Source organism: Lentzea sp. NBRC 105346, from assembly GCF_030269605.1.
Lineage (GTDB): Bacteria > Actinomycetota > Actinomycetes > Mycobacteriales > Pseudonocardiaceae > Lentzea.
Genome location: NZ_BSTQ01000010.1, coordinates 52,554 through 68,850 on the forward strand (window position 1 = coordinate 52,554; position 16,297 = coordinate 68,850).

The window sequence follows — 16,297 nt, forward strand, 5'->3', positions numbered from 1 at the left end:
AGGCCGTCGAGCTTGGCCCGCACTTCCGGGCTCATCCCGTTCTGCTTGGCCAGCGCCACGAACCGGCGGTCGCGTTCCTTGATCGCCCCGGCGGCGGCGTCGATGTCGCCGTTCTGGACGGCCGTGTCGATCCGCGTGTTGAGGTCGTTCCACTCGGTCGCGGTCATGCCGAGCGACTGCGCGTCGGCGAGCTTGGCGTTCGTGACGAGGTCGCTGTGTTTCGGCACGGTGATGCCCGGCACGATCGACGGCGGGTTGGTCGTGGTCGCCGGCGTCACGGAGACGACGGACGGGGGTTTGACCGTGACCGAAGTGCCGGCGGTGGCCCCGTCGAACTCGCGGAAGGTGTTCTTGCCCGCCTTCTTCGCCTCGTACATCGCCTCGTCGGCGTGTGCGACGAGATCGCTGACCTCACCGCCGTCGTACGGCGCGATGCCCGCGCTGGTGCCGACGTTGACCTGTACCTCGTTGCCGTTCAGGTCGTGCACGGTGATCGGCTCGTTCACCGCGGTGATGACGTTCTGTACTGCCGTCTTGACGGCCTCGGGCGTCATTCCCTTCCACAGCAGGACGAACTCGTCGCCGTGCGGACGGTACGGCTGTCCCTGCGACACGTCGTTCAGCCGCTTGCCGACCTCGGTGAGCACCTCGTCGCCGGCCTCGTGGCCGTAGGTGTCGTTGACGGCCTTGAACCCGTCGAGGTCGAGGAAGGCCAGCGTCACCGGCTCGCCACCGCCCCGAGCCGCGTCCACGGCCGCCTTCAGATCGGCGTTGAGCGCGCCCTCGTTCGGCAGGTTCGTGAGCGCGTCGGTGAACGCGCGCTCGTGCAGCTGCGCGGCCGTCTTCGCACGTTCCTCCAGCGCCGTCTTGAGCTCGGTCTGGACGGTTGCCAGGTTCTGGGCGGTCTTCGCCAGCCGCGTCGCGCCGCGGGTCTTCTCCGAGAGCTCCTTGAGGTTCTCCAGCCTGGCGTCGATCTCCGGCGACGGGTTCGGGCCGGCCAGCTCACCGAAGCGGTCCTGGCGCTGGTCGAGCAGCGAGTCGACCAGCTCGACATCGCCCTGCGCGGACGCCTCACCGAGCAGCCCGTCCCATTCGGCGAACTCGGCGTCGTTCATGCCGAGCTCGCTCGCGAGCGTCTTGGTCTCAGCCGCCACCAGCGCGTTACGCGCGCCCTCATCCTCCAATGTCCACTTGGAAGAGACGCCGGTGGACACGGACGGGGCGTAAGGCTTGGACGCGAAGACGTCCGGATACATCGCGGCCAGCTCCGCCTCGATGCCGACGCCCGTCGCGACGTTCGGCAGCTCGGCGAGCGCGGTGAACGTGACGACGGCCTGCCTGCGTGCCGCGCTCTTGGACAGACCCTGCGGCAGTGGGCCGTCGCCGAGGTCCTGTCCCTTCGACTGCGGGAAGATCGCGATGTCGTCCAGCTTGACCGGACCGTCCGGCCCCTGAATCGCGCTCAGCTCGGCGGCGATGGCCTCGCCGAGTGCGGCGGCGGTCGCGTCCGCGCGCGCCTGGCCGGTGGCCACCGCGGTCTTGGCGCCATTGCCGAAGCCGTCGACGGTGACGATCGGGCCGGGCAGTCCGGCGTTGTTGCGCTTGATCGCGTCCTGGGCGATCTTCGCCGCGACCGGCTGTAGTTTCGCCTTCTGCGCGGACGAGAGATCCTTGCCGCCTTTGGGGAAGTCGACCGCGTGCCGGTCGTTGCCCACCGGCGTGGTCAACGCGTCGGACGGGATGGCGCGGGTGCCCGCGAGCGGTGGGTCGATGGTGACGCTCATCGACGGCTCCGGCGCGTTGAAGAGTTTCGCGCCGTCGGCCGGGATGTGAGGTGGCCTGCGGTAGGCGGGTTCTGGTGCGGTGGTGGCGTCCGGGGCGAGCGCCGCGACGTCGTGGACCGGCAGCGCGAACGTGCCGGGGCCGCGCTTCTCGATGGTCCACAGGTCACGCACCATCACCTGCGGGTTGTCGCTGTAGTAGGGGTAGCTGGTCATGATGCCCTTGTCGCCCGGCTGGGCGAGCTGCCCCTTGCCCACGGTCGACGTGCCGTCCGGCACGAGCACCGGCTTGCCGTCGGCGTCGAGGACGGGGTTGCCCTGCTTGTCCAGCTCGGGCTGGTAGTGCTGGACCTCGATGCCGTCCGGCCGGTCCATGAACACCGCGTCGTCGGCGTACTCGTCGACAAGGCCGGAGAAGTGGCCGCCGATCTCGTGCGCGAACACCTTCGGCTTGGCGTCGACCGGGATGTTCAGCTGGTTCGGGCGCGCGGTGCTGTCCGCGATGGAGAGCACGCCGGTGGCCGCGTTCACGTCGGTGGTGAACTCGACGTTCACGTTGAGCTGGTCGCCCGACGGCAGTGCAAGACCCTTGTTGTAGAAGTCGCTCAGACCGGCCTTGGCGTTGGCCTTGAACTTCGCGACCTCGTCAGTGGTGAAGTCACCCTCGTTGGGGATGAACAGCTTGAAGTTGTGGTCCTGCACGATCGTGCCGTTCGGGAACTGCAGGCGACGCGCCTCGTACCCGATGAAGGCCTCGACCGGTACGAGGTCGAGCTTCGGCCTGCCGTTGACCAGCAACGGCTGGGTGGCGTACTTGAACGTCTTCTCCCCGACCGTGATCTCGAGGTTGCCCGGCCTGGTCGCGATGTTCGTTTCGTGGTGCACGTTCGAGTAGTCACCGAGGTGGATGGTCGGCGTGACCTTGTCGCGGACGGCGTCGATCTCCACCGACGGCACGGGGTTCGGGTGAGTGGCCCAGTCGACCTCGGCCACGGTCTTCGGGCTGTGCCGGTAGGACTCGTCGTTGAGGATCGCGTCGGAGTTCGCGTTGACGGCGTTCGGCGGCGGGGTGGTGCTCTGCAGCGGCACCATCCCGTACTCGGGACGGGTGAAGGCGGGGTCCGGCCTGAGGTCCCAGTCCACCCGCACGTCGGCGCCGGCGCCCGCGTCGATGGCCGGGGAACCAACCGTGACAACGGGTTTCGCCACACCGTCGTCCGCGATCTTGGCCGAGATCGCGCCGTCGAGGTGAGCCTTGATCGCGTCGGCGTTGGCGGTGTTGAGCGGTGAGAACCCGGTGATGTCGATCGTGGGTGGCAGGTTGCCCTGCCTGCTCCTGGTGATCGCGGTGTCGGCCAGGTCGGTCGCGAGCTCGTCCAGTTTGGACTGTTGCTGCGGCGTGAGTCCGATCTGTCCCGGTGTGAACGTGAGCGTCTGCTCCGGGTTCGGCGCGGCCTGCGGCACGAACGGCGCGGGCGTGGTCGCCGGTGCGTTGTCGGGCTGGAAGAAGATGTCGGTGGAGTTCGCGTTGCCGCCGGGGCTGACGCTGGCCACCACCTTGACGGTGGTCCTGGGGTCGAACCGCAGCTCCGCCGGGACGTTGTGCACGTCCTGCAGCTTGTTCAGCTTGCCGACGAGCTGCTTGGTGAACAACGCCTTGATCGAGTTGTTCTGAGCCGCCGCGATCTCGGGGCTGTTCGTGTTCCCGCCGTTGGTGACGATGAGGACGGTCGGCGGAGTCCTGCCGTCGAGACCCGTGTCGAGCAGGGTGGCCGACAGGTCGTCCAGCGCCGCGTTGATCGTGTTGAGCGACGACCTCGGCGGCTTGGTCGCACCGGGACGGAACTCGACGGTGCCCTTGAGCTCGGGCGTGTTCCGCGCGGGACTCTCGACGTCGCCGGCGGCCGGGCTCTCCACCACGAAGTCGACCTGGCCGGGCGTGCCGTCGACGACCGAGAAGGTGACGTCCACGAAGTTCTCGGGGTTGAGGCCGAAGACGTCCGACAGCGCGTTGTTCAGGTCGAGTGCGGCGTTCTCCGCTCGCAACCTGGCCAGGTCGGCGTCGACATCGGCGCCGTGTGCGATCACGGTGACGACGGGCTTGGGCAGACCCGCTGTGTTGTTGCCCAGCGCCGTTGGCGTGAGGTTCGAGACGAGAGCGTCGACGCCTTCCAGCTGGTCCCCGTCGAGCTCGATCTCGTTCGCGTCGAACGTGATCGTGAGGGCGGGATCCGGGGTCGGCATGTTGACGGGGTTCGCGCCGTCGCCATGGATGTGAGGTGGCCTGCGGTACGCGGGTTCGGTGTCGACCTCGAGGTCGAGCGCCGGGTCCTGCGCGACTTTGGTCAGCACGTCGTTGAGCTGCTGGTAGATGTCGACGACGCTGCCCGCGCCCGGATCCGCGACCACCGCGGAGTACGCCTCGATCAGGGGCGCCCACTCGGCCTGGTAGTCGCGGGCGCGAGCGATCGCGTCCGGGTCGTTCGACGTCAGCAGGTCGTTGATCGCGTCGGCGAAGACGACGTCTTCACCGATGTCCGGGAAGTTCGGCACCGCGACGTCGTGCACCGGCAACGCGAACGTGCCGGGCCCTCGCTTCTCGATGTTCCACAGGTCGCGGGGCATGACCTGCGGGTTGCCGCTGTAGAAGCCATCTTTGGTCATGATGCCGGGGTCGCCGGGGTTGGCCAGCCGCCCGGTGCCGACCTTGGTCGTGCCGTCCGGGACGAGCACCGGCTTGCCGTTGGTGTCGAGCACCGGGTTGCCGTCCGGGTCCAGCTCGACCCGGTAGTTCTGGACGGTCTTGGGCTTGGCCTTGTCCTGGAAGACGACCGGCCCCTTGTACTGGTCCTCCAGCCCGTTGAAGTGGCCGCCGATCTCGTGCGCGAACACCGTGGGCGAGGCGTCGATCGGGATTTCGAGCTCGTTGGCGCGCTTGCCGCTGTCGGTGATGCTGATCACGCCGGTCGCGGCGTTGATGTCGGTGGTGAACTCGACGTTGACGTTGAGCTGGTCGCCGGACGGGAGCGCGAACCCCTTGTTGAACAGGTTGCCGACACCGTTCTTGGCGTTGTCCTTGAAGGTCGCGACCTGGCCGGCGTCGAAGTCGCCCTCGTTGGAGATGAACAGCTTGACGTTGTGGTCCTGGACGGTCGTGCCGTTGGGGAACCGGAAGCGCCGGGCCTCGTAGCCGATGAAGCCTTCCTGCCGCGAGAAGTCGAGCTGCGGCCTGCCGTTCACCAGCAGCGGCTTGATGGCGTACTTGAAGGTCTTCTTTCCGACCTTGACGTCCAGCTGTCCCGGCCTGCTGGGGATGGCGCTCTTGTTCATCAACGTCGCGTAGTCGCCGAGGTGGACGGTCGGCGCGACCTTGTTGCGGACGGCGTCGATGTCCGCCGGGGACACCGGGTTCGGGTGCGTCGCCCAGTCGACCTCGTCGATGGTCTTCGGGCTGTGGCGGTAGGACTCGTCGTTGAGGATCGCGTCCGAATCGGCCTTCACCGGGTTCGGTGGCGGCGTGGTGCTCTGCAACGGCACCATCCCGGGGTCGGGCCGGGTGAACGCGGGGTCCCGTTTGAGATCCCAGTCCACCATGACGTCGGCCCCGACGCCCGCGTCCGTGTTCGGGGAGCCCACGGTGACAACGGGTTTCGCGACATCCGGGTCGGTGATCCTGGCGTCGATGGCGGCGTCGAGGTGCGCCTTGATCGCGGCGGCGTTGGCCGCGTTCTGCGGCGAAAACCCGGTGATGTCGATCGTCGGCGGCAGGTTGCCCCGCTGGTTCCGCGTGATCGCGGTGTCGGCCAGGTCCTTGGCCAGTTTGTCCAGTGTGGACTTCTGCTTCGCCGTGAGTCCCTGCTGGCCGTGGTCGAACTTCAGCGTCTGCTCCGGCTTCGGCGCGGTCTGCGGCACGAACGGGGCGGGCGTGGTCGTGGCGGGCGCGGCCTGGAACAGGATCTCGGTGGTGCCGGGGGTGCCGTCCGGCCGGATCGTCGCCACCACGTCGGCCGTCGCCGCCGGGTCGAACCGCCGGTTGGCCGGGATGTGGTGCATGTCCTGGAGCTTGGTGAGCTTCGTGGCCAGCTTCGCCGTGAGCAGTGACTTGACGGCGTCGTTCTGCGCCTTTGCGACGGCCGGGTCCGCGTTGCCGCCGTTGGTGGCGACGATGATCGTGTTCGGCACGTCCGTGTCGATGCCCGTGTCGAAGAGCTTCGTCGACAGGTCGTTGAGCACGGTGTTGATCTGCTTGGCGGCGGTCGGCGGCAGCGCGGTGTCGCCGGGCTGGAACGTGATGGTGTCCTTGAGCTGCGGTGGCGTGAACACGATGTCCGCTTCGGACGACGCGTCCGACTCGACCGCGTTGGGGTCGGCGAGCGTGAAGTCGATCTGACCGGGAGTGCCGGGCTTGGTGGTGGCCTGGATGTCGACGATGCCGGTGTTGTCGGCACCGACGATGTCGGCGATCAGGCCCTTGAGCTCGTTCGCCGCGTTGTCGGCGCGCACCTGGGCGTCGGCGTCTGTGCCGTGCGCGACGACCGTGACGACCGGCTTGGGCAGACCCTGGAACTTTGCGTCGGCGCCCTTGCTGGTGACGTCGGTGACGAAGTCGTCCAACTCGTCGAGCTGCAGCGGGTTCAGGTCGGTCTCGCCCGGATCCAGCGTGATCGAGAGGTTCGGGGCGGCGGTGGCGTCCGGGTTGAGCACGCCGATCTCGGTCAGCCCAGGCGTACCGCCGATGGTGACGGTCGTGTCGAAGTCGGCGACCTGGTCGGCGGTGAGGTCTGCGCCGAGGTCGTCCAGCAGGTCGCTGATCTTGGCTTTGAGCGCGTCGGTGACCGCGTCGGCTTGTGCGTTCGCGTTGGGGCCGCGGCCTTCGATGACGATGGTGGGCTTGTTCTGCACACCACCGCCGAATGCGCCGACGGCCTTCGAGACGATGTCGGTCGCGACGGTGTCGATGTCGTCGAGCTGGGCCTCGGTCAGCTCGGCCGAGCCTTCGTCGAACTGAACCTCGCCGGCCTTGTCGGTGTTCTCCGGCAGGTTCACGAGCGTGGACGGCGCCGTGTTGCTGGGGGTGATGAACCGGGCGCTGCGACGGCGTTTGCTGACGTCGCTGGGGCCTGGGCTGTGGTCGCGCTTGCCGGACTTGTCGGTTGTGGTGGTGTCCTTCGCGGGGGTGGGCTGCAGGTCGGCCAGGTCGATGACCGGCGGGTTGTTGGACAGCCCGATGAGGATGTGGTTGAGCTGCCAGGCGTTGCGGGGCGCGAGTGCGGCGCCCTGGGTGTTCATGAACTCGGCCATGATGCCCTGGTCGAACACGATCCGGCCGATGGGCGAGTTCGCGCCCATGTTGTTCTTCGGGGTCGTGAGGGGCAGCGGCTTGCTGAAGACCGGGACTTCGCTGGAGCTGTTCTCGAGGTACTCGTCGAACAGGCCGATGGGGTGGCCGACGAGTTCGTGCGCGAGGGTGACCGGGGTCGTGTTGGCGTCGTCGACGGGGATGTTCTGCGTGTTGGCGCGGCCGCCGGGCGGTAGCAGGTTGACGGTTTCGTGGTGGGCGTCGGCGGCGTTGTCGACGAACTCGAGCACGACGTGGAGCTGGTTGCCGTTGGGCAGGCGGTTGCCCTGGTTGAAGTAGGTGTCGACCGCGGCGATGGCCTTGTTCTTGAGGGCCGTGTAGTCGGTGTCGCTGAGGAAGTCCGGTTTGGGCATGTGCTGCTTGACGGTCAGCACGTCGGCGAACCTGTTGTCGCCGATCTTGATCCGCTGGTGGTCGAAGCCGATGTCGCTGCCGGTGGAGGTGAGGCCGATGGCGGCGGGCCGGCCGGGTCGCGGGGCGATGTTGGAGTTCGTCTGGGGGATGGTCGTCTCGGACGAGATGGTGACGGCCGGGTGGTTCTTCAGCTGGGCCGCGATGGACTTGATGTCGACGGGGTTGGGGGCAGGGGCGAACCACGGCGCGGGACGGTAGCCGGGGGCGTTGGGGTTGTTCGGGGCGTGGCGCCAGTGCTCGTCGGCGAGGATCTGGTCGGGGGTCGTGTCCAGGGTGGCCGGGTCGGCGGGAGCGGGGGCGGGTGCCGGCGTTCCGGCCGGGACCCCGCTGCGGTTGGGACCGGTCCAGGTGTCCGACGGCAGCGGACCGCTGTCGACCGGCGGGTTGCTGGGCTGGCGACCGAGGTCGCGCTGTACGTCGGGGACGGTGCCGTCGGGCCTTCCGGTGTCGATCGGGGCGGTGTGGTCCCCCGGCCGCTTGAGGGTGTAGTCGACGTCGATGGTGACGGTGTTCGCGTCGAGGCCGGGCTTGACGACGACGGAGATCGGCGGGGCGGGCACGTCGTCGCCGAGCGAGCCGCTGAGGATGTCCTCGAGGTGTGCGACAACGGATGCGGCCCGTTCCCGCGCGTCGGCGTCGGGGACGTTGATCGTGACCGTCGGGGGCAGGTAGCCGGTGTCGGCGCGGCCGGCCGCGGTGTCGGCGAGGTTGGTGCCCAGCTCGTCGAGAGAGTCGACGTTCGACTCGATGTCGATCGGGTCGGTGTCGGCTTCGAGGGTGAGAGTGGCCTCGGGCGTGGGGCCCGCGAAGATGGCCGCCGCCTTCTCCGAGGGGTCCATGGCCACAGGCATGACCGTCGCGGGGAGCTCGGTCTTGCTCAGGGTGATGTCGGTCTGGCCTGGGGTGCCGGTTCCGTTGAAGTCGACGATGACGGCGACCGCGGGGTCGACCCGCAGCTGCAGCGGGATGGGCACGTTGTTCTGCAACAGCTGGAGCTGACGGTCGATGATGGCCTTCAACAGGCCTTGCGCCGTGTTGCCCCGCCCGGTGTCGATGTCGGAGGCTTCGGGGGTGATGGAGATCGCCAGGACGGGCCTTGGCAGCTTCGCCCGGAAGTTGAGCACCAGCTGCTTGGCGATCGACGTCCCGATGGGCACCAGCGCAGTGATCTGTTCCCTGGAGAGTTTGTTGTCGCCGGGGAGGAACTCGAACGAGGTCACCTGCTGCGTGACGACCGGCGCGGGATCGGCGGCCAGGTCGAGCGTGATGTGACCTTCGGCGACGTCGGAGCCGGCCTGCGTGACGATGTCGATGTCGTCGAGGGTGATGCGCTCGGCGGGATCGAGGTCGGCCTGGACGAGGTCGATGTGGTGCTGGACGCGGTCGGCGGCGAGGTCGGCCGCGGCGTCCGCGGCGTCCGCGTTGTCGAAGTCGGTGTCGGTGTCGGCGAAGTTGATGGTCAGCGTCGGCTTCGTGCCGTTGTTGACGTTCGCGGCGATCGCCTTGGCAACGGCCTGCTGCGCGGCCTTGTCGATCGAGAGCTCGGCCGCCGTGCCCAGGCCGCCGTCCGGGTCGAGGTCGAAGGAGCCGACGTTGTTCCCAGGCTGGGTGGTCCCCCCGGAGGGACGGGTGTTGGGCGGGGTGAACCGGATGCCGGTCGTGCCGGGCGTGCCGGTGCCGGTCTTGGTGTCGAAGTTCGCCAGCGTGTCGGCGGTCTCGGGGCCGAACTCGGTGTCGATGCTGTTCTTCAGCGCGTCGACCACCACGTCGGCCTGCGCGTCAGCGTCCGGCCCGTTGCCCTCGACGACGACGGTCGGCACTCCGTTGCCCGTCTGGAACGACGCCGCGCCCTGCCCGGCGATGTCGTTCGCGACCGTGTCGATGGTCTCGAGCTGCTCGGGCGTGAGCGTCGTTCCGCCCGGCTCGAACCGAACGCTGCCCAGCTCCGTCCGCGGCGAACTGTTGGTCGTCTTCGGGCTGAGGTCGAGGTTGATCGACGCGGTGTCGGTCTGTGCCTTGCCCGCTGTCGTGTTGATGTCGAGATCCGCCGCGGTGAACGGCGGGTTCGACCCGAAGATCGTTTCGAGCTTGCCGTCGATCACGGTCTTGAGCGCGTCCGCGGTGTTGTTGGCGCGGTCGAGTGCCGTGGCGGGGCTGGCGCTGCTCTGCCCCTCGACCGTGACGGCAGGCAGCCCGAGCCCGTGGTCGATGCCGATGACGGCGGCCTCGATCAGCTTGTTCGCCTGGCTGTCGATCGCGAAGTCGTTGACGTCGACCTCGGTGCCGTCGCCGTCGAACGTGACGACCTTGGGCGCGAACTCGGGCGTCGGACGCGGCGCGGGCAAGGCCTGCGGGATGCCCCGGCTACCGGGCGCCGTGTTGGAGAGCCCACCAGCGTTGGGGGCGGGGTTGACGCTGGTGGTGCTGCCCTGATTTGTGGTGCCTTGCTGCAGTTCGGCGAGCGACGTGGTCTTCGGGTTGTTGTCGAGCGCGACCAGAACCTCGTTGAGCTGGAAGGCGTTGCGCGGGGTGAGTCGTGCGCCGGGGTTGTACTCCCCGTCGGACATGAGCCCGTCGTCGAACTTCACCCGGCCCTGGCCGCCCTTCCTGCCGTCGGGGTTGTTCGGCGTGGTCAGCGGCGGAGGCTTGAGGAACGGGGTGCCCGTCCCTTCGGCCTCGATGTACTCGTCGAAGAGTCCGATCGGGTGGCCGACGAGCTCGTGCGCGAGTACGACCGCCTTGGCGTCGACCGGGATGTTCGCGACGTTGGCACGGACGTCGGAGTTCTTGGGGTACAGGGTGATTGGGAGGAGCTGGGTGTCGGCGGCGCTGTCGACGAACTCGAGCACGACGTGGAGCTGGTTGCCGTTGGGCAGGCGGTAGCCCTTGTTGAAGTAGGCGTCGACCGCGGCCTTCGCGTCGGCCTTGAAGTCCGCGATGTCGGTGGGCGTGACCTTCGGATCCTGCGTGGGCACGAAGTGCTTGACCTTGAGCACCTCGACCGACACGTCGTCGTTGATCTTGAGTACGCCGTGGTCGAACCCGATGGGCGAGTAGGTGGAGGGCAGGTTGACGACCTGGTGCGGCTGACCCGGTCGCGGCCGGATGTCGGAGTCGTTGCGCGGGACCTGCAACTGGTTGGTGATGGTCGTCATCGGCAGGTTGTCGAGCAGGTGCTCGAACTGCTTGACGTCGACCTTGTCGGCCAGCGGCTCGAACCACGGCGCGGGCCGGTAGCCCGGCCGCGTGGGGTCGTCGAGCGCGTTGAGCCACGAGCGGTCGTCGAGGATCGACTTGACCGGCGCGGGCGGCGGCGCGTCACCCGTGTACTCGGGCAGCATCACGTCCGAGTCGAGGTTGGAGTCCTTCGGCCTCCCGGTGTCGGCAGGCGGGACGAACCCGTCGACGCGGTGCAGGTCGTAGTCGACGAACACGTTGGTGTCACTGGTTTTCGCGAACGGGTCGACCACGGGCTGGATGACGGGCGCGGGCGTCTGGCCGTCGAGCTGCCCCTCGATGGCGGAGTCGAGGTAGCCCGCAAGGATGTCGGCCTGCACCTTCGCGTCGGTGCTGGGTGCGCTGACGAAGACCGTGGGCGGCCGGTAGCCGAGGTTGTCGCGCTGGGCCGACACCTCGGCCAGGTCCTTGGCCAGGGTGTCGAGCTTCTTGGTGTTGGCGGGGACGAGCGGGTCGGCTCCGGGCGCGACGGTGTCGAGCGCGACCTCGGGCGTCTGCCCCTTGAAGATCGCGTCCAGCTTCGGCGAGATCGGGTCGGCCTGCGGCAGCGGCTGCGGCACCTGGGGTTCACGCAGCAGCGTGAGGTCGACCTGGCCGGGCATGCCGACGCCGTTGAGGTCGGCGCCGACGGCGACCATGGAGTCGGCCTTCAGCCGGCGGTCGGGCGGGAGGTTCTGCTGCAGGCTGTCCAGTTCCAGGTCCAGCAACGCCTTGACGGCGGCCTCGACGTGGCCCGCGTGGTGGGGACTGAGGGGGCCGGTGTTGGTGGCGCTGACGGCGATCGCGGGCATCGGCCGGTTGGCGCGCGCGTCCAGCAGCGCTTGCTTGGCCACCACCTTGACACCCGCCGCGATGTCACGGATCTGCTGGTTGTTCAGCCTGGTCTGCTGCGGCGCGAACACCACGCCGCCCAGCGGCTGCGGCACGACCGGCGGTTTGCCGTCGGACAGCTCGAAGTCGATCTGGCCGGGCGTACCCGCCGGGTCGATCCGGAAGTCGATCTCGACCAGGTCGCCGCTGCTGAGCTTGAGGTGCGGCGGCACGCCCTGCTGCCGCATCCCCACCAGCGCGTCGATCTTCTTGACCACCGCGTCGGCCGCGAGACCCTGGTGCGTGATCGCCGTCTGGGCGTTCGGCCCGTGCGCGACGATCGTCAGCTTGGCCTTCGGCCCGCTGGCCATGAAGTTGGTGAACGCCTTCTGCACCGTCGCGGTCGCCGCGCCGGTGATGACCTGCGGAGCGCCCGGCGACACGGTGCCGTTGGGGTTGAAGGTGAAGGTGCCGGCGTTCACCGGCGGCTGTGCGGCCGCGACGGGTCCCGTGTTGCTGAGGTTGGAGCCGGGCACCGACCTCGTCGCGGGTGCGATCTTGGTGTTACCGAACAACGCCTTGGGCAGGTCCAGGAGCTTCTGCAGCAGTCCGGTGGAGGCGTCCTTGACCAGCACCTCGGAGCTCGCGTCCGGCTTGAGGTCGATGGCGACGTCGACGTCCGGCGTGCCGTTCTTGTTCGGGCTGCCGATGTTGAGGATCGGCCTGGCCGACTTGGGCAGGTCCTTCAGGATCTTGTCGAGCTTGAGGTCGAGGGCCGCCTTCGCGATCTTGACGGGTCCCGCCACGTCCTTGTTGAACCCGTTGAACTTGATCGCCGGCGGCATGGTGCCCGCCTCGGCGTTCGCGATCGCCGCGTCCGCGAGCTTGGCCGCGAGCGCGTCGAGCACGTCGTTTTGGTGCGGTTGAAGGAAAAGCTGCTTCTTGTTCAGGTCCAGCTCGACGTGTTCCGGCGCGGGCGTGACGGGTGGCCGCTGCTCCGGCGCGAACTTGATCTCGGTCTTGCCGGGTGTGCCGTTGGGCGCGATGGCCGGCTCGAAGTCGACGAGGGTGTCGCCGGCCTGCGTCTCGATGTTGGTCTTCAGTGCGTCGACGACCGTGTCGATCTGCGCCTTCGCGTCCGGCCCGCGGCCTTCGACGACGACGGTCGGCTTGTCCAGGCCCGCGTTCGACGACGCGGCGCCGTGGTCGACGATGTCCGTCGCGACCGTGTCGATGTGTTGCTGCTGTTCGGGTGAAAGCGTGGTCTGTCCCGGTGGGAACCGCACCTCGCCGAGCGGCTTCGGCGGCGCGTAGATCTGCGGGTCGAGCTGGACGCTGATCGTCGCGGTGTCGGCCTGGGTGTTGCCCGCTGTCGTCTTGATGTCGAGATCCGCCGCCGTGAACGGCGGGTTCGGCCCGAAGATCTTCTCCAGCTTGAGGTCGATCACCGTCTTGAGGGCGTCCGCGGTGTTGTTCGCCCGGTCGAGTGCCGTCCCGAACTTGCCGCTGCTCTGGCCTTCGATCGTGGCGGACGGCAGGTCCTCGTTGACGATCGCGGCTTCGATCAGCTTGTTCGCGAGGTTGTTGATCGCGAAGTCGTTGATGTCGACGCCCGTGTTGGTTCCGTTGAACGTCACGACCTTCGGGTCCACCGGCAGCTTCGGTGCCGGTCCGCCGTCGGACAGCTCGAAGTCGACCTGACCGGCCGGCCCGTCGTTGCGCACGTCGATCTCGACGACGTCATCCAGCGCGACACCCTGCAGCCCCACCAGCTCGGCGATCTTCTTCGTCACCGCGTCGACGGCGCCGCTGTTCTGGACGCCGGTGACAACGGTCAGCTTCGCCTTAGGCCCACCGTTCAGAACGCTGTGGAACGCCTTGTTCACCGCCGCGTTCGCCGCGTTGTCGAATACCGCCGGTGCGTTGACCGGGACGGTGCCGTCCGGGTTGAACTTGAAGCCGCCGGGCTTCGTCTCGGGTTTCGGCAGCAGGTTCTTGAGGATCTGCAGCGGCCCGGTCGCCACATCCTTGACCAGCACCGGCGCCGCCGCATCCGGCTCGAGGTCGATCGCGATGTCGGCGCTCAACGTGCCGTGCTGGTGCGGGCTGCCGATGTTGAGCACCGGCTTCGCCGCCTTGGGCAGCTTGACGCCCTGCTCCTTCAACTTCTGGTCGATCATGAAGTTGAGCGTCGCCTTGGCGATCTTCACCGGCCGTGCCGCGTCGCCGTTGAACCCGTTGAACTTGATCGCCGGCGGCATGCCTCCGTTCTCCGCGTTCGCGATGGCCGCGTCCGCGAGCTTGCTGGCCAGCGCGTCGAGCTCCTTGAGCTGGTGCGGCTGCAGGAAGATCTGGTTCTTGTTGAGGCCCAGTTCGACGTGATCGGGTGCCGGGGTTACCGGGGGCCTCGGCGGCTTGTTCTCCTTGCCCTTCTTGCCCTTCTTGGTTTCCGTGTCGTTGCCGGGGGGCGGGGTCAGGCTGTCGGTCCGCGTCGGGGGGACGATGACCGCCGGGGTGTCGGGGGTCGGGCCGGTGGGCGCCGGAGTGTTGGTCGGCGGAGTGTCGGTTGCGGGGCTCTTGGTGGCAGGGGTGTTGGCCGCTGGGGTGTTGGCCGCTGGGCTCTTGGTTGCTGGGGTGTTGGCCGCAGGGTTGCTGGTCGCCGGTGTGTTGGTGGCAGGGCTCTTGGTGATCGGTGTGTTGGTGGTCGGCGTGTTGGTGGTCGGCGTGTTGGTGGTCGGCGTGTTGGCCGCAGGGCTCTTGGTCGCAGGGTTGGTGGCGACAGGGTTGTTGGCCGCAGGGCTGTTCGTGATCGGTGTGTTGGCCGCGGGGCTCTTGGTAGCCGGGGTGCTGGTCGCCGGGCTGTTGGTAGCCGGGGTGTTGGCCGGACCGTTGCCGGGGCGTGGCGGCGTGGCAGCCACTGGGTTCGCGCCGGCATTCGGGGTGACGGGCCCCGGTTGCTGAGGGCGCGGCGTGTTGGCGGCGGGCTGCTGGGCGGTGGGCGCGTTGACGCCCGACGGCTTCGAGCCCGGCACATTCGCACCCGGCTGCTGCACACCCGGCGCATTGATCCCCGACGGCTTCGAGCTCGGCGAGTTGATGCCGGACTGCTGGGGGTTGGGTTGCCGGCCGCCGGGCGCGTTGGCCGCCGGTTGCTGGATGCCGGGCGCGTTGGAGCTCGGCGTCGGGTTGGCGGCCGTGGGCGTGATCGGACCGGCGTTCGGCTTCGTAGGAGTGGTGTTGGGAGCAGCCGGCCCCTTCTGCTGCGATGGCGCGGCGTTGGCCGGCTGCGCGTTGCCGGAGCCGGGAGCGGTCTGGGTGGGCGCAGGCGTTGGCCGCGCGCCGGGGTTGGCGTTGCCCAGTGCCGGGTTCACGCCAGGCTTGGGCGCTGCGGGGGTTGACGGCGTCGCGCCGCCCTTGCCACCAGAGGCGGGAGGCGTCGTGCCACCAGTGACCGGAGGAGTAGCCGTACCACCCTTGCCGCCAGTGGCCGGAGGCGTCGTACCACCAGTGACCGGAGGAGTAGCCGTACCACCCTTGCCGCCAGTGGCCGGAGGCGTCGTACCACCAGTGACCGGAGGAGTAGCCGTACCACCCTTGCCACCGGTGGCCGGAGGCGTCGTACCACCAGTGACCGGAGGAGTAGCCGTACCACCCTTGCCGCCAGTGGCCGGAGGCGTCACACCACCCTTACCACCAGCAGCCGGAGGCGTCGTACCGCCGGTGGCCGGAGGAGTAGCCGTACCACCCTTGCCGCCGGCCGCCGGAGGCGTCACACCACCCTTACCACCAGCAGCCGGAGGCGTCGCGCCACCAGTGGCCGGAGGAGTGGCGGTGCCACCGGGGTTCAACCGGTTGCCGATCGATCCCGCACCCGTGCCACCCGGACGGCCACCCGCGGGACCTGCACCCGTCGGCGCCGCGCCCGTACCACCCTTGGAACCCTGCACCGGCGTGACGGCGGGGCCACCAGCGGGACCAGCACCCTTGGGCCCAGCCCCAGTGCCACCACCCTTAGACCCCTGCACCGGCGCAACAGCCGGACCACCAACAGGCCCAGCACCCTTAGGCCCAGCCCCAGCGCCACCACCCTTAGACCCCTGCACCGGCGCAACAGCCGGACCACCAACAGGCCCAGCACCCTTAGGCCCAGCCCCAGCGCCACCACCCTTAGACCCCTGCACCGGCGCAACAGCCGGACCACCAGCAGGACCAGCACCCTTGGGCCCAGCCCCACCCCCACCCTTGATGTCCTGAACGGGCGCAACAGCCGGCCCAGCAGGCGCGGTGGTCTTGGGCAAAGGCGCGTTGACACCGTTGGCGCCCTTGGCGTTGGTACTCGGGTCGAACTTGTTGAAGACGTCCTTCTGGGCCTGCTCGTTGGTCTTGAACGTCTCCTGGGTCTGCTTGATCTTCGCGTCGACCTTGTCGAGGACGTCGCTCGCCTTGGCGACGCCGTCGGTGACGTTGGTGTTGAGGTTGTTCAACGGGCCGACGAAGGGTGATCCGATCGGCCCCAGCGCGTTGCCGGAGAGGCGGACGTTGCTGAGGCTCGATCCGATCTGGGTCAGCCGTTCACGGAACCCCTGCGCGGCCTTCGACTGGCCTTCGAGGGTGCTGTCCTCGACCTGGAACCCGCTCCCGCTGCTGCCGGAGGGGCTGGAACCAGAGTTGGGGTTGACGTTCACGGCCATGGCGG

1 protein-coding gene (running past one end of the window) is annotated in these 16,297 nt (G+C 68.5%); it reads right to left on the reverse strand.

Features of this window, described 5'->3' with window-relative positions:
* On the reverse strand, positions 1 to 16,292 hold the 5' end (the start) of the coding sequence (locus tag QSK35_RS21655; RefSeq protein WP_285749005.1) for a diguanylate cyclase domain-containing protein. Its footprint begins 16,903 nt before the window's first position; only the first 16,292 of its 33,195 coding nucleotides appear in the window; it begins with the start codon at positions 16,290 to 16,292; its stop codon lies off the left edge, out of view.
* Positions 16,293 to 16,297 lie beyond the last annotated feature (5 nt).